At 71.3% G+C, this 19,676-nt stretch carries 15 protein-coding genes; 11 read left to right on the forward strand and 4 right to left on the reverse strand.

Translation table 11 applies throughout. The features are described from left to right. The first annotated feature begins 94 nt into the window (after positions 1-94). The 3 genes from ACLQ2T_RS07370 (at position 95) to dxs (ending at position 5,495) form a co-directional block, all read left to right on the forward strand. Positions 95-2,182, forward strand: a complete 2,088-nt coding sequence (locus tag ACLQ2T_RS07370) for an APC family permease (protein ID WP_425765245.1) — start codon at positions 95-97, stop codon at positions 2,180-2,182. 5 nt (positions 2,183-2,187) lie between these two features. Then, positions 2,188-3,447: a class I SAM-dependent RNA methyltransferase gene (locus ACLQ2T_RS07375; RefSeq protein ID WP_425765211.1), complete on the forward strand. Its 1,260-nt coding sequence runs from the start codon at positions 2,188-2,190 to the stop codon at positions 3,445-3,447. A gap of 98 nt (positions 3,448-3,545) precedes the next feature. Then, entirely contained in the window at positions 3,546-5,495 is a 1,950-nt protein-coding gene (dxs, locus tag ACLQ2T_RS07380) for a 1-deoxy-D-xylulose-5-phosphate synthase (protein WP_425765212.1), read from the forward strand. Positions 5,496-6,207: 712 nt separating this feature from the next. Here the strand turns inward: dxs and ACLQ2T_RS07385 are convergent. Beyond that, a complete protein-coding gene (locus ACLQ2T_RS07385; RefSeq protein ID WP_425765213.1) occupies positions 6,208-7,383 on the reverse strand; it encodes a hypothetical protein in 1,176 nt (391 codons plus the stop codon). 310 nt (positions 7,384-7,693) lie between these two features. Here ACLQ2T_RS07385 and ACLQ2T_RS07390 point away from each other — a divergent pair, with 310 nt between their 5' ends. Further along, on the forward strand, positions 7,694-9,550 hold the full coding sequence (locus tag ACLQ2T_RS07390) for a hypothetical protein (protein WP_425765246.1): 1,857 nt from the start codon (positions 7,694-7,696) through the stop codon (positions 9,548-9,550). 4 nt (positions 9,551-9,554) lie between these two features. On the opposite strand, the gene ACLQ2T_RS07395 is transcribed toward ACLQ2T_RS07390, so the two are convergent. Then, positions 9,555-11,306: a hypothetical protein gene (locus ACLQ2T_RS07395; RefSeq protein WP_425765247.1), complete on the reverse strand. Its 1,752-nt coding sequence runs from the start codon at positions 11,304-11,306 to the stop codon at positions 9,555-9,557. A 185-nt stretch (positions 11,307-11,491) separates the two neighbouring features. Between ACLQ2T_RS07395 and ACLQ2T_RS07400 the strand changes: the two genes are divergently transcribed. From ACLQ2T_RS07400 to ACLQ2T_RS07425, 6 genes are all read left to right on the forward strand, one after another. After that, positions 11,492-12,778 carry a PQQ-binding-like beta-propeller repeat protein gene (locus ACLQ2T_RS07400; protein WP_425765214.1) on the forward strand — a complete coding sequence of 429 codons (1,287 nt, stop codon included), beginning with the start codon at positions 11,492-11,494 and terminating at the stop codon, positions 12,776-12,778. Positions 12,779-12,860: 82 nt separating this feature from the next. Continuing rightward, complete coding sequence (locus ACLQ2T_RS07405; RefSeq protein ID WP_425765215.1) at positions 12,861-14,147, forward strand: PQQ-binding-like beta-propeller repeat protein; 1,287 nt, start codon at positions 12,861-12,863, stop codon at positions 14,145-14,147. A 112-nt stretch (positions 14,148-14,259) separates the two neighbouring features. After that, complete coding sequence (locus tag ACLQ2T_RS07410) at positions 14,260-14,928, forward strand: response regulator transcription factor (RefSeq protein ID WP_425765216.1); 669 nt, start codon at positions 14,260-14,262, stop codon at positions 14,926-14,928. Then, positions 14,925-16,118, forward strand: a complete 1,194-nt coding sequence (locus ACLQ2T_RS07415) for a sensor histidine kinase (RefSeq protein WP_425765217.1) — start codon at positions 14,925-14,927, stop codon at positions 16,116-16,118. Before ACLQ2T_RS07410 ends, ACLQ2T_RS07415 begins: the two co-directional genes overlap by 4 nt. Before the next feature lie 117 nt (positions 16,119-16,235). Continuing rightward, positions 16,236-16,622, forward strand: a complete 387-nt coding sequence (locus tag ACLQ2T_RS07420) for a VOC family protein (protein WP_425765218.1) — start codon at positions 16,236-16,238, stop codon at positions 16,620-16,622. A gap of 155 nt (positions 16,623-16,777) precedes the next feature. Next, positions 16,778-17,869 carry a Glu/Leu/Phe/Val family dehydrogenase gene (locus tag ACLQ2T_RS07425; protein ID WP_425765219.1) on the forward strand — a complete coding sequence of 364 codons (1,092 nt, stop codon included), beginning with the start codon at positions 16,778-16,780 and terminating at the stop codon, positions 17,867-17,869. A 142-nt stretch (positions 17,870-18,011) separates the two neighbouring features. On the opposite strand, the gene ACLQ2T_RS07430 is transcribed toward ACLQ2T_RS07425, so the two are convergent. Next, a complete protein-coding gene (locus ACLQ2T_RS07430; protein WP_425765220.1) occupies positions 18,012-18,509 on the reverse strand; it encodes a polyketide cyclase in 498 nt (165 codons plus the stop codon). Positions 18,510-18,575: 66 nt separating this feature from the next. Continuing rightward, positions 18,576-19,124, reverse strand: a complete 549-nt coding sequence (locus ACLQ2T_RS07435) for a TetR/AcrR family transcriptional regulator (protein WP_425765221.1) — start codon at positions 19,122-19,124, stop codon at positions 18,576-18,578. Between the two features lie 151 nt (positions 19,125-19,275). Between ACLQ2T_RS07435 and ACLQ2T_RS07440 the strand changes: the two genes are divergently transcribed. Next, entirely contained in the window at positions 19,276-19,500 is a 225-nt protein-coding gene (locus tag ACLQ2T_RS07440; RefSeq protein WP_425765222.1) for a hypothetical protein, read from the forward strand. The last annotated feature ends 176 nt before the right edge of the window (positions 19,501-19,676 follow it).

The following is a 19,676-nucleotide window of genomic DNA, read 5'->3' on the forward strand; positions in this document are numbered from 1 at the left end:
CCGACGCTACTCCGCCGGCCGCAGACCCCCGTAGTGCCCTGACCGGCGGTGCGGGGCGACCAGGTTGCCGATGGCGGTCGTACGCTTGGCGACCGTGGCCCGAACCCTGCTGAAGCGGCTGCTCGTCGGTCGACCGTTCCGGTCCGACCGGCTCAAGCACACCCTTCTGCCGAAGCGCATAGCGCTGCCCGTCTTCGCCTCGGACGCGCTGTCCAGCGTCGCGTACGCCCCGGACGAGATCCTGCTGATGCTCTCCATCGCGGGCGCCTCGGCCTTCGTCTTCTCGCCCTGGGTGGCCCTCGGAGTCGTCGTGGTGATGCTGACCGTGGTGGCCAGCTACCGGCAGAACGTGCACGCCTACCCCTCCGGCGGCGGCGACTACGAGGTGGCCACGGTCAACCTGGGCCCCCGGGCCGGGGTCGGGGTGGCCAGCGCCCTGCTCGTCGACTACGTGCTGACGGTCGCCGTGTCGGTCTCCTCCGGGGTGGCCAACCTCGGCTCGGTGATCCCCTTCGTCGCCACCCACAAGGTGCTCATCGCGGTCGGCGCGGTGGTCCTGCTGACCGCGGTCAACCTGCGAGGGCTCAAGGAGGCGGGGAGCGCCTTCGCCGTCCCCACCTACGGGTTCATGATCGTGATCGTCGGCATGATCCTGACCGGGCTGGTCCGCATCGTGGTGCTCGGTGAGGACCTGCGGGCACCCAGCGCCGACCTGGTCATCGCCGCCGAGTGGCACGACACCACCGGTTGGGCGATGGCCTTCCTGCTGCTGCGCAGCTTCTCCTCCGGCTGTGCCGCCCTCACCGGGGTGGAGGCCATCTCCAACGGGGTGCCCGCCTTCAAGGCACCCAAGAGCCGCAACGCCGCCACCACCCTGCTGATGCTCGGTGTGGTCGCGGTGACCATGCTGGTCGGCATCGTGTGGCTGGCCCGGCTGACCGGGTTGCAGTTCGTCGAGGACCCCGGCCACCAGATCGTCTCCGGCCCCGAGGGGTACGTGCAGAAGACGGTCACCGCCCAACTCGGCGAGACGATCTTCGGCTCCGGGTCGGTGCTGTTGTACCTGGTCGTCGGGGTGACCGCCACGATCCTGTTCGTGGCCGCCAACACGGCCTTCAGCGGCTTCCCGGTCCTCGGGTCGATCCTGGCCCAGGACCGCTACCTGCCCCGCCAACTGCACACCCGAGGCGATCGGCTGGCCTTCTCCAACGGCATCCTCTTCCTGGCCGCCTTCGCGATCGTGCTGATCGTCGGGTTCCAGGCCGAGGTGACCAAGCTGATCCAGCTCTACATCGTGGGGGTGTTCGTCTCGTTCACCCTCTCCCAGGCCGGCATGATCCGGCACTGGAACCGGCATCTGCGTACCGAGCGGGATCCGCAGCTGCGCCGACGGATGATCAGGTCCCGGGCGATCAACACCTTCGGCATGGTGATGACCGGTGCGGTGCTGGTCATCGTGCTGATCACGAAGTTCCTGCTGGGCGCCTGGATCGCCATCGTCGCGATGGGCGTGATCTATCTGCTGATGCTGGCCATCCGCCGGCACTACGACCGGGTGGCCGTCGAGTTGGCACCGGACGACGGACGACCGGTGCTGCCGGCCCGCAACCACGCGATCGTGCTGGTCAGCAAGCTGCACCAGCCCACCCTGCGGGCCGTGGCGTACGCCCAGGCCACCCGGCCGGACACCCTGACCGCGGTGACCGTCAACGTGGACGACGTCGACACCCGGCAGTTGCAGACCGAGTGGGAACGCCGGGACGTGCCGATCCCGCTGACGGTGATCGACTCCCCGTACCGGGAGATCACCCGCCCGATCCTGAACTACGTGGCCGGGGTCCGCCGGGCCTCGCCGCGCGACGTGGTCACGGTCTTCATCCCGGAGTACGTCGTCGGGCGCTGGTGGGAGAACCTGTTGCACAACCAGAGCGCGTTGCGGCTCAAGGGCCGGCTGCTGTTCGAGCCGGGGGTGATGGTCACCAGCGTGCCGTGGCAGCTCGCCTCGACCGCCGGTAAGGATCTCGACCGGATGGACGCCACCCTGGGTCGGGGGCCGGTCCGGGGTCCCCGGGCGGTGCCCCGCAGCACCCTGCCGCCGACCATCGAGCCGGTGGACCCGGTGCCGGTTGACCCCGCGTCCTCCGGGCCGGGCCAGCAGTCGTCGAACGGAGAGACACGGTGAACGAGATGACCTTCCCAGGGCAGCAGTCCGATGCGGCCGACGGTCGTAGTGGACTGACCGAGGCCGAGCAGGTCGAGTTGACCGTGGCGGCGGTGGCTCCCGGTGGGCACTGCGTGGCCCGGGTCGACGGCCAGGTGGTCTTCGTCCGGCACGCTCTGCCCGGCGAGCGGGTGGTGGCCGAGGTCACCGAGGTGCACCGGGGCTTCGTCCGGGCCGACGTGGTGAAGGTGCTGGAGCCCTCCCCGGATCGGGTCGAGCCGCCCTGCCCGTACGCCCGGCCGGGGCGCTGTGGGGGCTGCGACCTGCAACATGTCGCGGTGCCCGCCCAGCTGCGCTGGAAGACCGAGGTGGTGCGGGAGCAGTTGCTACGCCTCGGTGGCCTGGACGAGGCCGGGTGCGACGCCCTGGAGGTCCGGGTCGAGGCGCTGCCCGGCGGCCCGCTCGGCTGGCGTTCCCGGGTCCGGTACGCGGTCGACGCGGCGGGCCGGGCGGGTCTGCTCAAGCACCGCTCGCACGAGGTGGTGCCGATCGACCGGTGCCTGATCGCCCACCCGGCCATCCAGGACCGGCCGGTGCTCACCTCCAGCGGCACCAGGTGGCCCGAGGACGATGCGGTGGAGGTGGTCGCCTCCACCGGCGGTGACGTGACCGTGACGGCCTCCACAGCGGGGCGTACCCGGCGGGTCAGCGGCCCGGAGCGGGTCCGGGAGCGGGCCGCGGGCCGGGACTGGACCCTGCCGACCTCGTCGTTCTGGCAGGTCCATCCCGCCGCCGCGGACACCCTGGTCGCCGCCGTGCTGGAGTTGACCGGGCCGGGGCCGGGGGAGCGGGTCTGGGACCTCTACGGCGGGGCCGGGCTGTTCGCCGCGGCCCTGGCCGACCGGGTCGGCGAGACCGGCCGGGTCACCCTGGTGGAGGCGGCCGGTGACGGGGTCGGCGCGGCCCGGGAGAACCTGAAGGACCTGGCTCAGGTGGAGGTGGTGGCGGCCCGGGTGGAGACCGCCCTGGCCCGCCGACGGATCACCGCACCGGTCGACGTGGTGGTGCTCGACCCCCCGCGTACCGGCGCGGGCGCGCGGGTGGTGCGCGACCTGGTCGCCGCCGGTCCGCGGGCCGTGGCGTACGTGGCCTGTGACCCGGCCGCCTTCGCCCGGGACGTGCGGGTCTTCACCGACCTGGGCTGGGAGCTGTCCGCCTTGCGGGGGTACGACCTGTTCCCGATGACCCAGCATGTGGAGTTGGTGGGACTGCTGTTGCCGAGGTGAGAACCGCCTGCTCCGGCGGGTGGTGCAGGTCTCGCGCGCGGGTCCCCGCTGCGGTGACCGAGCTGCGAGGTGGGCGAAGGCCGATAGACTCTGCGGTCATGAGTGCTGAAGAGGACACGGCCAACCAGGGCCGGCTGCTGGCCAGGGTGCACGGTCCGCAGGACGTCAGGCGGATGTCGGGCACCGAGCTGGACAACCTCGCCGCCGAGATCCGTGACTTCCTGGTCGCCAAGGTGTCGCGTACCGGCGGGCACATCGGCCCCAACCTGGGCGTGGTGGAACTCACCCTGGCCATGCACCGGGTCTTCGACTCTCCCCGTGACCGGCTGCTGTTCGACACCGGTCACCAGGCGTACGTCCACAAGATCATCACTGGCCGGCAGGACGGCTTCGACCAGCTGCGTCAGCGCGGCGGGCTCTCCGGCTACCCCAGCCAGGCCGAGAGCGAGCACGACGTCATCGAGAACTCGCACGCCTCCACCGCCCTGTCGTACGCCGACGGGCTGGCCAAGGCGTACGCCCTGCGCGGCGAGGCCCGCAGCGTGGTGGCCGTGGTCGGCGACGGGGCCCTGACCGGCGGCATGTGCTGGGAGGCGCTGAACAACATCGCCTCCGCCGGCAACCCCCTGGTGATCGTCGTCAACGACAACGGCCGCTCGTACGCCCCGACCATCGGCGGGCTCGCCGACCACCTGTCGACCCTGCGGCTCAACCCCGGCTACGAGAAGGTCCTCGACACGGTCAAGGACGCTCTCGGCTCGACCCCGCTGGTCGGCAAGCCGATGTACGAGGTGCTGCACGCGGTCAAGCGGGGCATCAAGGACGCGGTCGCCCCGCAGGCGATGTTCGAGGACCTCGGCATCAAGTACGTCGGCCCGGTCGACGGGCACGACGTGGCCGCGGTCGAGACCGCGCTGCGGGCGGCGAAGAACTTCGGCGGCCCGGTGATCGTGCACGCGGTCACCCGCAAGGGCTACGGCTACCGCCCCGCCGAGGAGGACGAGGCGGACTGCTTCCACGGCCCCGGTGCCTTCGACATCGCCACCGGCAAGGCCACCGCCGCACCCACGGTGAAGTGGACGAACGTCTTCGCCGACGAGCTGGTCAAGATCGCCGACGAGCGGCCCGACGTGGTCGGCATCACCGCCGCGATGGCCGAGCCGACCGGGATCGCCAAGCTGGCCCGCAAGTACCCACAGCGGGTGTACGACGTGGGCATCGCCGAGCAGCACGCGGCCACCTCGGCCGCCGGGCTGGCCCTGGGCGGCCTGCACCCGGTGGTGGCGGTCTACGCGACCTTCCTCAACCGGGCCTTCGACCAGGTCCTGCTGGACGTGGCGATGCACAAGCTGCCGGTCACCTTCGTGCTGGACCGGGCCGGCATCACCGGCCCCGACGGCCCCAGCCACTACGGCATCTGGGACATGTCGGTCTTCGGGGTGGTGCCCGGCCTGCGGATGGCCGCCCCCCGTGACGCCGCCACCCTGCGCGAGGAGCTGCGCGAGGCGGTCGCCGTCGACGACGGCCCCACCGTGCTGCGCTACCCGACCGGCGCGGTCGCGGCCGACCTGCCCGCCGTGCGGCGCATCGGCACGGTGGACGTGCTGACCGAGTCGGACCGGGCGGACGTACTGCTGGTGGCCGTCGGTTCCTTCGGTCAGATGGGCATGGAGGTCGCCGCCCGGCTGGCCGAGCAGGGCTACGGGGTCACCGTGGTCGACCCCCGCTGGGTCCGCCCGATCCCGGCCGAACTGGTCGAGCTGGCCGCCCGGCACCGCCTGGTGGTCACCGTCGAGGACGGCGTCCGGGTCGGTGGTGTCGGTGACGGCCTGGCCCAGGCCATGCGCGACGCCGACGTCCAGGTGCCGCTGCGCGACCTGGGGGTGCCGGCAGCCTGGCACCCGCACGGCTCCCGTACCCAGATCCTCGCCGACCTGGGCCTGACCGCCCAGGATGTCGCCCGCGACGTCACCGGCTGGATCTCCCGCCTGGACACCGAGACCGTGGAGGCGTTGCCGGTCACCGACAACACCCCCACCCACAACTGATCCACCCGCCGGTCGACACAGCCACTCAGCTGGATCGACTCGTCGCTCAGGTGAACCGGCCCCGGTGACCTCCCGGGGCCGGTCCCGCCCGCCTGGTACCGATGTGGTCACCGGCACGGTCCCGCCGCGATCACCTGCCCCCCCGCCCGACCCGGCACCCGTTGCGGTGACCGTGTCGAAGTCGGGCAGGTGGCAGCGCCGGGCGGACGAAGCCCTGCGAAGCCGTACCGATAACGGTACGTGCTGCCCCCGGCAGTCGTCCGTACCCCTGCTCGGCCCCTTTGCTCTGCTTCAACCCACGCAACGGTTCACTTTGAGTGTCGGGCGGGCGGCGACGGATGCCGGTCCCGCTCGTCGTTTCCGCAGCTCGGCACCCATTGCGTGGGTTGAAGCAGAGCAAAGGGGGGGGAGAGGGGTGTCGGGAGGGTGACGGGTCCGCGTGACGTTCAGTGACGGGTCTGGGGGTCAACGGCGGTCACTGGCAGTGACCAGCCTGTGTGTGGGGGCCGGTGTCGGTCGGGCCTGGTGGGCCTCCGCCATGCGGCGGTGCGGTCAGCGGCCGGCGGCCCGCGAGGGCGGCGAGCCGTCACGGCCGCCTTGCGCCGGGGACGAACCAGCTCGACGGTTGGCCAGCAGCGGCTGGGCAGCAGCGGCTGGGCAGCAGTGGCTGGGCAGCGGATCGGTCAGCAGCGACCTAGGGCTGGTGGGTTGGTCAGCGGCGGGCGGAGCCGGCGGTGCGGTAGTGGGTCTTGTCCTCGGCGGCGAGGCTGAAGGTCTGACGACGCTCGGGCAGCGGCGCCACGACCAGACCGGGGCGATCGACCAGGCGGACCGTGCCGGGGGGCACCGACAGGTTGGTGTCCTTGGTGGACCGCCAGCTGAGCACGACCAACGGGTGCCCGGGCACCGGCAGTTCGTAGACCTGCAAGGCGTTGGTCCGGTCGGCGGGTGAGAACACCACCGGAGCGCCGTCGGCCGGTCGGTAGACCACCGCACTCATCGTGCCGTCGGCGGTCTCCCAGGTCAGTTGCTCCAACTCGGCCGGTTGGCCCCCGTCGAGGGCCACCTCGCCGAGGGTACGGACGGCCAGCTTCATCTTGGGCCAGGAGGCCGGTACCGAGTCGGGGGAGTTCCGGTCCCCTACCCGCCGGGTCATGCTGCCGAAGGGGCCGTCCGACCCGGCCAGTTGGCAGGTGTCCAGGTCGGCCAGCGCCCGTCGCCCGGAGCCGCTGTCGTCGCGGACCAGCGGGTACCGGGGTGCCGTGATGCCGATGCCGAGATCGAGCAGTCGGTCGGCGGAGCGGCCCCGAGGCAGGGAGGTGGTGGACCGCAGGGTGGCCGTCACCGGCACCGCGCGGCATGCCGGCACCTCCACCGGGTCGGTGAGGCCCTCGGTGACCGGCAGCACCCGACCCTGGGGGCCGACCAGTCGGCGGACCCGTTCGGAGGTGAAGTAGCGCCGCCGGTCGGCGGCCTGCACCGGCAGTACGTCGGAGTAGACGAGGTAGCCGGGATCGGTGTACTCGGTGGCGTGGCTGACCTGGTACCCCTCGCCGTCGCCGGTCAGTTGCAGCAGCCAGGAGGCGGCCTGACCGGGCACCGAGGCGGCGACCAGGGCCAGTGGGGCGCCGTCGACCTGGCCGGAGTAGAGGATGCCGGAGGACGGCACGTGCACCCGATCGTCGACCGGGGAACGCCAGTCGCGTACCGCCCGGGTCACCGCGGCGGTCGCCGCGGGGTCCTCGATCAGCGAGCCGCGCGGCGGCCAGACGGTCAGCGAGCCGTCCAGACTGTCGTAGCCGACCCGCAGGTCCTGCGGTCGGCGCTCGGCCACGGGACCACAGGCGGCGACGGTGACCAACAGTGCCGACAGGCCGGTGGCCGTCAAGCCGCGCCAGCGGACTGGACCCACCTGTTACGCCCCCGATCGCGTCGGTCGTCGTGTCGGAGGGCAATAGTACGAGATGTCACCCCGACGCTTTCCCCCGCCTCACGCTGCGTCGTGGCGCTGTTCAACGACCACAAGGGACCTGCCGGTCGACTTTGGGGCTATTTCCCCACTCCGGTAGACTCCGCCGACTGTGACGCCTGCCGAGATTAGCGCCGCAAATCCGCTGAAAACCGACGTCACCCCGGGTCTGCCAGCCGAAACCGTCACGGTGCGTGAGGAAGCCCCCGTCGCGGTCGCCCCAGATTCGATCGTGGACGGTGAATCGACCGGCGGCAGCGCAGCCGGCGATGATGCGGTCGGCGGCGGTGCGGTCGGCGGCAGCTCGGTCGAGGATGGTGCGGATCGGGCGGAGGCCACCCCGAAGCGACGCCTCCGCTGGACTCCCCGTCGGGTGGACCTGGCCGTCTTCGGTGGATTCCTGCTCGTCGCGGTCTGGGTGACCAGCCAGATCTGGGCGGACCCGGCCGGTCGGGTCGCCTCCCTCTACAGCAGTGACCCGGCCCAGGTGCAGTTCTTCCTGGCCCACTCGGTGCGGGTGGTGCTGCACGGAGAGTTCCCGTTCTTCACGGAGCAGTTCAACTATCCCGACGGGGTCAACCTGATGGCCAACACGGCCATCCTGGCGCTGGGCATCCCGATGGTGCCGGTGACCCTGCTGTTCGGGCCGGCGGTCACCTTCGTGGTGCTGGTCACCCTGGCCCTGGCGGGCACCGCCTCGGCCTGGTACTACGTGCTGTCCCGGCACGTGGTGAGCAACCGGCTGGCCGCCGTGGTGGGCGGCTGGTTCTGCGGTTTCTCGCCGGCGATGCTGTCCCACGCCAGCTGGCACCCCAACATCATCAGCCAGTTCCTGCTGCCCTTCATCGTGTGGCGGGTCATGGTGATCACCCGTTCGACCCGGCCCTACCGGGACGGGGCGGTGCTGGCGCTGCTGGTCACCGTGCAGGCCTTCATCAACGAGGAGATCCTGCTGTTCACCGCGATGGGCTGCGGGATCTTCCTGATCGCGGTGGTGGTCCAGCGTCCGGCCCTGTGGTCGGCCGCCTGGCGACCGCTGGGCAAGGCGGTGGCCACCTGCACGGTGATCGCCGGGGCGCTGCTGGCCTACCCGCTGTACATCCAGTTCGCCGGGCCGATGGCGTACCACGGGCTCAGCGACGCGGTACGCGACTACGGCAACGACATCGCCGCGTACCTGGCCCCCGGGTCGCCGACCATCGGCGGTAACCAGCGGGCCAACGTCAACCTGGCGCCGAACTACTCCGAGGAGAACGCCTTCTTCGGCTGGAGCCTGGCACTGATCGCCGTGGGCATCGCGCTGTGGCTGCGGCGGGAGGTGCTGGTCCGGGCCCTGGCCGCCACGGCCGCGTTCTACGCCCTGCTCTCCCTGGGCGAGCGCATCACCTGGTGGGACCGGGAACTGATCGTGGGTCCCTGGGAGTGGCTGGTCCGACTGCCCCTGCTCGACGCGGTCGTACCGACCCGGTTCGGCATGATCACTAGTGTGGTGGTGGCGATCCTGCTGGCGCTGGCCATCGAGCGCAGTCGAGCGCTGCCCCTGGATCCGCGCACCCTGCGTACGCTCACCGCCGGTGGGCTGGTCCTGGCCCTGCTGCCGATCGCGCCCATGCCGCTGCCGATGACCTCCCGGCCGCCGGTGCCGAAGTTCATCACCTCCGACCGGTGGCGGGCCTACGTCGGGCCGGACCAGACCCTGGTGCCGATCCCGGTACCGAGCATGGGCAACACCCACGGTATGCGGTGGGCCGCCGCCACCAACCTCGACTTCAAGATCCCGGGCGGCTACTTCCTGGCCCCCCGCAACGGCAACACCGGCGACCCGGGCCGGTTCGGTGGCCGGCCCAGCGGCATCGGCCGACTGCTGGAGGAGGTCGCCACCACCGGGCGTACCCCCGAACTGGACGACCGCCAGCGGCGCCGCTCCCTCGACGAACTGCGGCACTGGCGGGCGGCCGTGCTGGTGCTGCCGGTGAGCCAGCCGCACTCCGAACCGCTGCGCCAGACCGTCGAACAACTCGTCGGTCCGGCGCGTCAGGAACTGGACGTCTGGGTCTGGGACGTACGGGCGTTGACCGACCGCTGATCGCTCACACCCGGTCGCGGACGTCCCAGAGCCAGACGTCGTCGACCCGCTGCGGTTCGCCGAGCAGGGCGGTCATCAACTCGCGCAGTACGGCCTCCTTGGGGTGGGCGCCGAGGACCACCACCGAGGCCCGCCAGAAGCGCAGATCCTCGACCGCCCGCCGGCGGTCCTCCTCGGTCAACTCCGGCAGCTCACCGGTGTCCATGCTGCGGTAGATCAGGGTGCTGGTGGGCCGGTTGGGGGCGCCGAAGACACCCTCTCCGTCCAGGTTGGGGCCGATGAAGTAGCCGGCCGGGATCGGGAACTGGTGCTGGGTCAGCGCGCTCCACCGCAGGGTGGACAGCCCGTGCACATTGCTGGGGATCGGCACCGGCACCAGGGTCCTGCCCTGCGGCACGTACGGCCGCCAGGCGCCGGAGGTGATGAAGGTCGGCGGCGGATCGACCGGCTTGGCCGGCAGCGGGGTGGGGATCAGCGGCAGCACCGCCAGGGTGATCGCCGTGTACCCGAGGGCCTGCTGCCAGCGCGGTCGCCGCCACCGCGCCACATCCGCCGACTGCGGGGCGCGGGGGGCCGGCACCGGCGGTCGGTTCCGGCCGGAGACCGCCTCCCAGGCCAGCGCGAGCAGGACGCCGAGGGCGGCCGTGGTCACCAGGGTCAGCCGGGTAGGCATCATCATCTCGACCAGCGGCAGGTCCTCCGAGATGTAGGACCAGGGTCCGGGGATCCCGGTCAGCTCGCCGTTGAACCGGATCTCCGGGCCGAGTGAGGCCACGGAGAAGACCACCACCAGCACCGCCAGGATCCGGGCCACCAGCGATCGGCGTACCAGCACCGCCAGGGCCACCACGGACAGCAGCACCAGCGGCCAGCCGAACCAGGTGTTCTGTTCGGTCAGCCCGATGGTCTTCTCCACCACCTCGGTGCCGGCGATGGTGTCGCGGGGGAAGGTGACGAAGGCGACGAGGTCCTCGCCCCAGCTGTGGAACACCCCGCCCTGCAACCCCCGGTAGGACTGCGGGCCGTTGAACTGGAACCAGATCGGGTACGCCGTCAGCAGCAGGGCCAGCCCGCCGCCGAGGCCCAGCCCGGCGGCGAAGGTGCCGGCCCGCTGCCGCGCCGCGTGCGGCCGCATGATCGCGTACGCGATCACGATGACCAGGCAGGCCAGCGCGGTGAGCAGCAGCATCTCCTCGTTGATGAAGATCTGGTACGCCACCAGCAGTCCCAGTATCAGCCCGTTGCGCCGCCACCGGCCCGGCTCGGCCAGTCGGAACACCCGCACCACGATCAGCGGGAGCAGGAAGTTGGAGACGAAGTTGGGCTGGCCGTTGGCGTGGTGCACGATGCCGGGGGCGAAGCCGAGGAACCCGCCGCCGATGAAGGCCGCCGCCCGCGAGCGCACCAGGTGCCGCGACAGCATCCAGTACGCGGTGCCGGCCGTGGCGGCCAGCGCGCCACCCAGGTAGAGCGCGTACACCACCTGAGGGCCGAGCAGCCAGGTCAGCGGGGCCAACGGCAGGGTCACCCCGAGCAGCGAGGTGTTGGCCATCATGTTCACCCCGTCCGGGGCGTTCTGCTGCGTGCTGAACAGCGGGTTCTCCAGGTTGCGTACGGAGTACGCGCCGTGCGAGAACAGCCACTCGAACCAACTGTGGTCGGTGGGCAGATGCGAGGAGACCCGGTTGTTGACGTCCACCCAGTAGTTGAGGCACACGAGAACGCCGAGCAGCACATAGGCTCCGAGGGCCACCATGTCGGCCCGGGCCGGTCGCCGTCGGGGCCGCCGTGTCGATGATTGCGCCTCGACGGTCGGGGAGACGGGGTTCAGCGAAGGATCTACCACCGGCACAGCCACGACGGGCCATCGTACAGGCGGGCTCTTGGGGCTTTGGCACCCATAGGGCGCGTACCGGATGTGTCGCGGGGGAGAGGGTGAGCGTGACGGTGATCGACCTCGGCGACCGGACCGAGCCGACCGATTCCCGGGGGCGTCGTCGCCGGCCCCCGCCTTCCCGCTCGTTCCTGGTGCCGGTGGCGCTGGTCGTGCTGCTGGCGCTGACCGGTGCGGCACCCCCGGCTCCCCGGATGCAGGCGATCCTGCCGTCGTCGCTGTCCGCCCAGGTGTTCCTCACCGGCGGCGGCCAGATCGTCGCCGTGAAACCGGTGACCGGTGTCGCCGACGGTAGCCAGGAACTGCTCGCCTATCGGCAGCCGGAGCGGGCCACCGGTGCACCGCAGCAGCTCACCGCACTGTGGCGGACAACCATCGGGTCCGCTCAGCCCATGGTGGTCGAACGGGTGGACGACTCCGCGCTGCTGCTTTCCCTGACCGGTACGGATGCCGGCGTGGAGACCATGCTGCTGGACAGCCGTACCGGTCAGCGCCGCTGGCGGCAGAAGGGGGTCGCGGTGTTCATCGCCTCGCACCTGATTCTGCTGCAGACCTACGAGAGGCAGGATCTGGACCGGGTCACCGCGGTCGACGTGGCAAGTGGCCGCGAGCTGTGGTCGGTGTCGTCGAAGGCGTTCTGGCCCTCCTATCACCGGGACCCAGCGGGGATCGATGTCGTGGTGGTCTCCACGGTGGGCGGTGATGTCGAGGTGCTGGACGCGCGGAGCGGCACGCGGCGAGGCCGTCTCCCCGCCGATGCGGACGATCCCGGTGACCAGCGGTACGCCTCGGTCATCGGTGACCTCGTGGTGGTTCGCAGCTCCAGCGCAGTGGCCGCGTACCAGCTCGACGGTCTGGCCCGGCGATGGCGGACCGACGTGCAGTCGGTCGAGCTGATCTACAGCTGTGGAGCCCTGATCTGTGCGTCGAGTGCCGGATCCGGTGTGCATCTGCTCGACCCGGCGACCGGGGCCATCCAGTGGACCGTCGGCGAGGGCTTCGACGTTCTGCATGCCGGGGACCGGCGTGCTTTGGTGGTCGACCACCGGCAGCGCCCACCAACGGTCGCGACCATCGAGGCGGGAACAGGACGGCCTCCGACCGCCGACGACAGCTGGGACCTGGCGCAAGACTTCGGTGTCGCCTCACATCCGCTCGGGACGCGGTCCATTCCCGACGTGGGCGCGGTGCTGGCCCGGCTCGATCCGGCCGGCGGGCAGCCACGCCGCATCGACCTGCTGCCTGGTGCGGTCGGCAACTGCCGTCACCGGGACGGCCTGATCGTGTGCCGCCGTCGGGACGGCAATTTCGGGCTGTGGCAGCTGCGTGACTGACCGCAACGCGGCTGGAGTGGCTCGCTTGCCTGCGGCGTTAAGCTCCGGCGACCAGCGAGGTGCGTGGCGGAGAGGGACGAGCGTGACGGTGATCGACCTCGGTGTGATGACCGTGTCGGACGACCCTCAGCCGCCACCCCGACGGCCTCGCCGTGGCACCCGGCACTGGCCGGCCGCGCTGGTGGCCCTGGCCGCGCTGGTGACGCTCTCCGGTGCCGCACCCCCACCCGTGCGGGTGCACGCGACGGTACCGGCCGGTCTGGCGGCCGACCTGTTCCTCACCGCGCAGCGCATCTTCACCGTCACCCCGGTCCGCGGGGTGACCGACGGATCGCGGGAACTCACCGCGTACCCCCGGCCCCGGCGAGCCACCGTCACCCCGCAGCGCCTCGTACCGCTGTGGCGGGTGCCGGTGCCACCAGGAATCCGGTTCATCCGGGTGGAGGACACCGCCGCCGGCGTGCTGTTGTCGCTGGTCCCATCGCAAGACCTGGGCCGGTTCAGCGAGACCATGCTGCTGGACGCCGCCACCGGGCAGCAGCGCTGGCTCAGCGCTGGGTTCGGCACCCGCGACGCGTCGGGTCGGGTGCTGCTTCAGACGTGGGCCGTTCAGGAGTCGACCACGCTGCGTTCGGTCGAGGTGGCCACCGGCCGTGAGCTGTGGTCCCGGACGTTGCCCCCGTCGTTCGTGGAGCATCACCAACGTGACGGTGTGATCGACGCCATCGTGGTGTCCACCGCCGCCGGTGACGTCGAGGTGCTCGACGCCCGGACCGGACAGCTCCGCGACCGGCTGCCCGCCGCCGACAGCACCGGCTACCAGCAGTCGTCGGTGGTCGATGACTTGCTGCTGGTGGTCCGTAACTCGCGGACCATCACCGCCTACGACCTGGCCGGTCTGGTGCTGCGCTGGCAGACCACCGTGCCGCTGGCGGACCACGTGACCCGCTGCGGCGCGCTGCTCTGCGCCAGGGCCAACAGAGGCGGCACGCATGTCATCGACCCGGTGGCCGGGGACGTGCGGTGGAGCACCAGCGAGGATGGCGACCTGCTGCGGGTGACGCCGACGAGGGCTCTCGCGCAGTTGGGCGACTCAGGGCTGGTCACGCTCGACGCGGCCACCGGGGAGGTGGTGACCGCGTACGGCTCCTGGAAGACGGTCGCCAGCTACGAGCAGGAGCTCAGGCTGCTCGGCATCCACCTGTTGCCCGAGGTGGGCGCGGTGCTGGCCCGGCTCGACCCGGCGGAGGCACAGCCACGGCGCATCGACGTGCTCCCCGGTGTCGTCGGCGACTGTCAGAGCCGGTACGACCTGATCGCCTGCCGCCGCCAGGACGGCGACTTCGGCGTGTGGACGCTGCCGGACTGAGCCGGGTGGGGCCGAAAGCTCAAGAACTCCGACCCTCCGCAGCGGGGGGTTGGGGTCGGGTTGGCCAGCAGCGCTAGGTTGTCGAGTTGTCGTCGCCGGGAAGGGGCTGGACATGCGGGTACTGGTGGTCGAGGACGAACGCCACCTCGCCGACGCGATCGCGCGGGGCCTGCGCAAGCGCGGCATGGCGGTGGATGTGGCGTACGACGGCGACAGCGGTCACGAGATGGCCTTCGTCACCCGCTACGACGTGGTGGTGCTCGACCGTGACCTGCCCGGGATGCACGGTGACCAGATCTGCGCCGAACTGGCCACCTCCGGGGCCCTGACCCGGGTGCTGATGCTCACCGCCAGCGGCACGGTGGCCGACCGGGTCGAGGGGCTGCAGCTCGGCGCCGACGACTATCTGCCCAAGCCGTTCGCCTTCGACGAACTGGTCGCCCGGGTGCAGGCGCTGGGCCGGCGGGCCACCCCGGCAGCCCCGCCGGTGCTGGAACTGGCCGATCTGGTCGTCGACCCGGCCCGCCGGACGGCCACCCGGGGCGGGGCCCCGGTGGAGCTGACCAACAAGGAGTTCGGCGTCCTCTGCGAGCTGCTCAAGGCCCGAGGTGCGGTGGTCTCCAGCGAGGAACTGCTGGAGCGGGTCTGGGATGCCAACACCGACCCCTTCACCACGATCGTCCGGGTCACCGTGATGACCCTGCGTCGTAAGCTCGGCGATCCGCCGCTGATCGAGACCGTGGTGGGGGCCGGCTACCGTACCGCCGAGGTGTCGGTATGACGGGCATCCCGCGGGAGGAGTTGCGCCCGCGCCTGCGACCCACCCTGCGGCTGCGGCTGACCCTGCTCAACGGGGTGCTGCTGGTGGGGGCGGGGGCCATCCTGGTGCTGCTGGCCTGGCTGCTGGTCCGCGACGCGCTGCGCCCCACGGACGAACTGCTACCGGGCACCACCGTCCTGCTGGCCGACGGGCGTTCCATGGACGCCGCCGCCTGGCAGCGGCAACTGGTCGACTCCGCCTCCGGGGAACTGCTGGCCAAGGGGCTGGCCGCCCTGCTGGCGATCGGGACCGTCGGGGTGGTCGGGGCGTACGCGGTGGCCGGTCGGGCGTTGCGCCCCCTGCACCAGGTGACCGCGACCGCCCGGCGACTCGGCGAGACCACCCTGGATCAGCGGATCAGCTACTCCGGGGCGAACGACGAGGTGGCCGAGCTGGCCGACACCTTCGACGAGATGCTGGACCGGATCGCCGCCGCCTTCGAGGCGCAGAAACGGTTCGTCGCCAACGCCTCGCACGAGCTGCGTACCCCCCTGGCCGTGATGCGTACCGAGATCGACGTGACCCTCAGTGACGACGAGGCGGATGCGGCCGAGTACCGCCGGATGGCCACCGTGGTGCGCGACGCCTCCGAGCGGGCCAACGGCCTGGTCGACGCGCTGCTGGTGTTGGCGCGCAGCGAGGCTCAGACCGGCCGCCGACTGGGTCGGCGTACCGAGTGTGACCTGGCCGCCGGCACCCTGAACGCCTTGTCGGCGGTACGCCGTGAGGTGGAGCGGATCAAGCTGGATGTGCAGACCTCGCTGGAACCGGCACCGGTGGTCGGTGATCCCGGTCTGCTGGACCGGTTGGCCGGCAACCTGATCGAGAACGCGGTCCGCTACAACCACCTGCACGGCCGCCTCTGGGTACGCACCGGCTCCGACGGGCAGCGGTCGTGGCTGGTGGTCGGCAACACCGGTTTCGAGGTGGATCAGGCGGACGTGCCGGGGCTGTTCGAACCCTTCCGGCGGGGTGGCCGGGAGCGGACCGGGGCACGCGGGTCGGGGCTGGGCCTGTCCATCGTCCGGGCGGTCTGTGACGCCCACGGCGGCACGGTGACCGTGGTGGCGCAGCCCGGGGGTGGCCTGGAGGTGACGGTAGACCTGCCGGCCGCCGACGCCGCCGAGACCGGGGAGAATCCCGGCCGGTGACCCGGCGTGGGCTGGGTGACCCGTGTGGGCTGGCGACCCGGCCACTGCGGGTGATCCGGTGCGAGCCGGGTGATCCGGCGGCGGTAATTCGCTTGATCATGGTGAGAGATTGGGCCCATGACTTCCAGGGTGCGTTGGATCGATTTTGACTGTGCCGACCCGTTCACCATGGCGACCTTCTGGGCCGAGGCGACCGGGATGCGGCACGATCCGGACAACAAGCCGGGGGAGCCGGAGTGCGCCCTGCTGTCGGGGGCGGAGATCGCCGAGGGCGGGATGCTGTTCCAGCGGGTACCGGAGGGCAAGACGGCGAAGAACCGGGTACACCTGGATCTCCAACCGACCGACCGGACCCGCGACGAGGAGATCGACCGCCTGCTGGCCCTGGGTGCCGCACTGGTCGACGATCAGCGTCGACCCGACGGCACCGGTTGGGCGGTCCTGGCCGACCCGGAGGGCAACGAGTTCTGCGTGGAGCGCAGCGCGGCCGAGCACTCGGCATGACGGGCCGGCTCACCGCCAGCCCTGGGTGAGGCGGGTGCTGGCCTGGAGGAGTTGCTGGGCGAGGAGGTCGGCTCGCCGTTCGTCGACCCGGTGTGCGGGGGGCGGAGATGTCGACACCGACCTCACCACCCCCTGAACCGCTGAAAGGCAAGCCCATGTCCGCACCCCAGCCGTCCGCCCCGGTTCTCGGCCGTTTCCCCGACTTCCCGCACGAGCAGGTGACCTTCTGCCAGGACCCGGAGACCGGGCTGCGGGCGATCATCGCCATCCACGACAGCACCCTCGGCCCGGCCGTCGGGGGCACCCGGATGCACCCGTACGCCACCGAGGCCGAGGCGCTGACCGACGTGCTGCGCCTGTCACGGGGGATGACCTACAAGAACGCGGTCGCCGGCCTGCCCTGCGGCGGTGGCAAGGCCGTCATCATCGGCGACCCCGACACGGTCAAGTCCGAGGCGTTGCTGGAGACCTACGGACGTTTCGTGCAGAGCCTGGGTGGCCGCTACGTCACCGCCGGTGACGTGGGGATCAGCGCCGCCGACCTCGATGTGATCGGCCGGGGCACCGACCACGTCCTCGGCCGCACCACGACCGCCGGAGGGTACGGCGACAGCGGCCCGATGACCGCGTACGGCGCCTTCCAGGCCCTGCGTGCCGCCGCTGCCGTCCGGTGGGGGACCGCCGACCTGGCCGGACGTACCGTCGGCGTCGAAGGGCTCGGCAAGGTCGGCTACGAGCTGGCCCGACTGCTGGCCGAGGCCGGTGCCAGAGTCACCGCCGCCGACCTCTCCGCGACCGCCCGCGAACGGGCTCGACGGGACCTGCCCGCAGTGCTCCTCGCCGAGCGGGTCATCGACGCGCCGGTCGACATCTACGCCCCGTGCGCGCTCGGCGGCGCCCTCACCAGCGACTCGGTCCCGACGATCCGCGCCGCTGTTATCTGCGGCGCCGCCAACAACCAACTCGCCACCCCCGAGGTGGAGGAGCAGCTCGCCGAGCGCGACGTCCTCTGGGTGCCTGACTTCGTCGCCAGCGCCGGTGGGGTGACCACCGGATCGGCCGAGTACCGGCGGATTCCCCTGGAGGAGGTGCCCGCCCAGGTTTCGAAGATCTTCGACACCGTGAGCGAGGTGCTCGACCTGGCCCGCCGGCAGGGCATCCTGCCCGGCGCGGCAGCCGAAGACCTGGCCCACACCCGCATCCGGCAGGCCCGAACCGGCCTCAAGCCCGGCTACCTGCCCCGCTGACCGGCTCCCGCTGTCGGCCCTGGCTGATCGACCTCCTTTCGACTTAGCTGATCGACTCCGTTACGGCGTAACGGCGCTATCCAGCCGGGCGGGTCACCGCCATTACGGCGTAACGGCGCGGCTGGCCGGCCGTGCCCGACGGTCAGCCCGGGCGTTCGGCCAGGTCCTTGAAGGTGAGCAGTTGGCGGCGGGCCATGATCAGGTCGCCGACGGCGAAGGCTGCCGCGTACACCCGATTGGTCTGCATGATGATCTTGAGCAGCAGTCGGGTGATGTCGTCCTCCTGGGGCACCAGGACGTAGGACAGGTAGGCGTTCATGATGGTCGCGGTCAGGTGCACTCCGGGCTCGACCGCGAGGATCCTGCCGTGCTGTCGCCCACCGGCGGTGGTGAAGGCCTCTCCCACCTGGGGCTCCGCAAGGCCGACCAGCCGTCGAGGTGAGCGGCGGCCGAGATTGTCGATCCAGTCGTAGGAGTACGGCGCCAGCCGGATCTGGGCTATCCACGGCCACACCGCCGTGGGCGGCGCGTTCACCCGTACTCCTCGCCAGACTTGCAGGGCCGGCGAGACGACGAAGTCGTCGCACGGATAGGCCCGCGCCATCTCGTGTTCGGTGACCCCCCACCGGTCACCGAACACGAGTGGCTCCTTCCCCTGTCGGCCCGACCCACAGGTCGACTCCGATCCTCTCGGCAACTGGCGGGCTCACACCGTCACCTCCGTGGGCCGCAGCGAGTCGACGGCGGCCTGGCTGCCCACGCTCAGGTCCATCCCCAAGGACTGGAGCATCACCACCAACGCGCCGAGGGCCAGCGTGTCGCGCAGCTGCCGCGGCGCGGCGGTGGACAGCCGTCCCGCCTCGTCGAGAATCCCGCCGAGCAGGGCCCGGCAGCGGGCCGCGACCACCTCGTCGGAGCGGGCCACCGCGCAGGCCTGCAACCACAGGCCGGTGACCACGCCGTCGGCGATCAGCGCCCGGAAATCGGCCCGCATCGCCGGCAACGGGTCCTCCGGATGCTCGGCCGCCGCCCGCCGGAGGACCTGCCGGATGCGGGCCTCCAGCTCGTCCAGACAGGCCAGGAAGAGGCCACGCTTGCTGCCGAACAGCCGGAAGACGTACGGCTGCGACACCCCCATCTGGTCGGCCACCTTCTGCATCGAGGCCGTCGTCAGGCCGTTGTCGGCGAAGACCCGCATCCCGAAGTCGACGGCATCCGTACGTCGTCGTGGCGCCGTGCTGCGCTGCGTTGCCATGCCGGCAGCCTTACATTAGTAACCACTTACATACAAGACTGTGATTGACTGGGATCGGTGTGCCGCGTACTCCCGGCAAAACGGCCCCTCCGCCGCTGCCCGTGACGGCGTTCCTGCCCTGGCGGGTGGGGCAAGCGACCATGGAGGCCCGATGATCCCGGCGCTGATCGTGTTCGGCCTGCTGTTCGGGCGCTGGTGGCGCCCGGCACTCATCCTCGCCGCGCTGGGATGGCCGGTTCTGCTGGTCGCCGGCGGTGTGGAGGAGGTCGGGCCGGGTCTGCTCGCCGCCGCCGGGCTGGCCGTGCTCAACACCGCCGTCGGCGTGCTGATCCATCAGGGTGTCCTGCTGGTGATCCGGCGACGACGAACCTCCTGACCATCACCGAGCGGTCCACGGATTCGGCGCAACAGCGTCTGATCGCAGGGTGCCCTGGTGCGCTGGCCGACCACCAGAACGAGATCGCGGTGGCCGCCCATCAGGGCGGCCACCGCGAAGACCCCCTGCCGGTGACAAAGTGTGCAGTCAAGGGACGTCAGGGCAGGGTTGAGCCA

Source organism: Micromonospora sp. DT229, from assembly GCF_049844505.1.
Classification (GTDB): Bacteria; Actinomycetota; Actinomycetes; order Mycobacteriales; family Micromonosporaceae; genus Micromonospora.

Bases quoted from the DNA above. Each gene is read 5' to 3' on its own strand.
- ACLQ2T_RS07375 (WP_425765211.1), top strand. From the start codon at position 2,188: ATGACCTTCCCAGGGCAGCAGTCCGATGCGGCCGACGGTCGTAGTGGA.
- dxs (WP_425765212.1), top strand. From the start codon at position 3,546: ATGAGTGCTGAAGAGGACACGGCCAACCAGGGCCGGCTGCTGGCCAGG.
- ACLQ2T_RS07395 (WP_425765247.1), bottom strand. From the start codon at position 11,306: ATGGTGGCCCTCGGAGCCTATGTGCTGCTCGGCGTTCTCGTGTGCCTC.
- ACLQ2T_RS07410 (WP_425765216.1), top strand. From the start codon at position 14,260: ATGCGGGTACTGGTGGTCGAGGACGAACGCCACCTCGCCGACGCGATC.
- ACLQ2T_RS07415 (WP_425765217.1), top strand. From the start codon at position 14,925: ATGACGGGCATCCCGCGGGAGGAGTTGCGCCCGCGCCTGCGACCCACC.
- ACLQ2T_RS07420 (WP_425765218.1), top strand. From the start codon at position 16,236: ATGACTTCCAGGGTGCGTTGGATCGATTTTGACTGTGCCGACCCGTTC.
- ACLQ2T_RS07425 (WP_425765219.1), top strand. From the start codon at position 16,778: ATGTCCGCACCCCAGCCGTCCGCCCCGGTTCTCGGCCGTTTCCCCGAC.
- ACLQ2T_RS07435 (WP_425765221.1), bottom strand. From the start codon at position 19,124: ATGGCAACGCAGCGCAGCACGGCGCCACGACGACGTACGGATGCCGTC.
- ACLQ2T_RS07440 (WP_425765222.1), top strand. From the start codon at position 19,276: ATGATCCCGGCGCTGATCGTGTTCGGCCTGCTGTTCGGGCGCTGGTGG.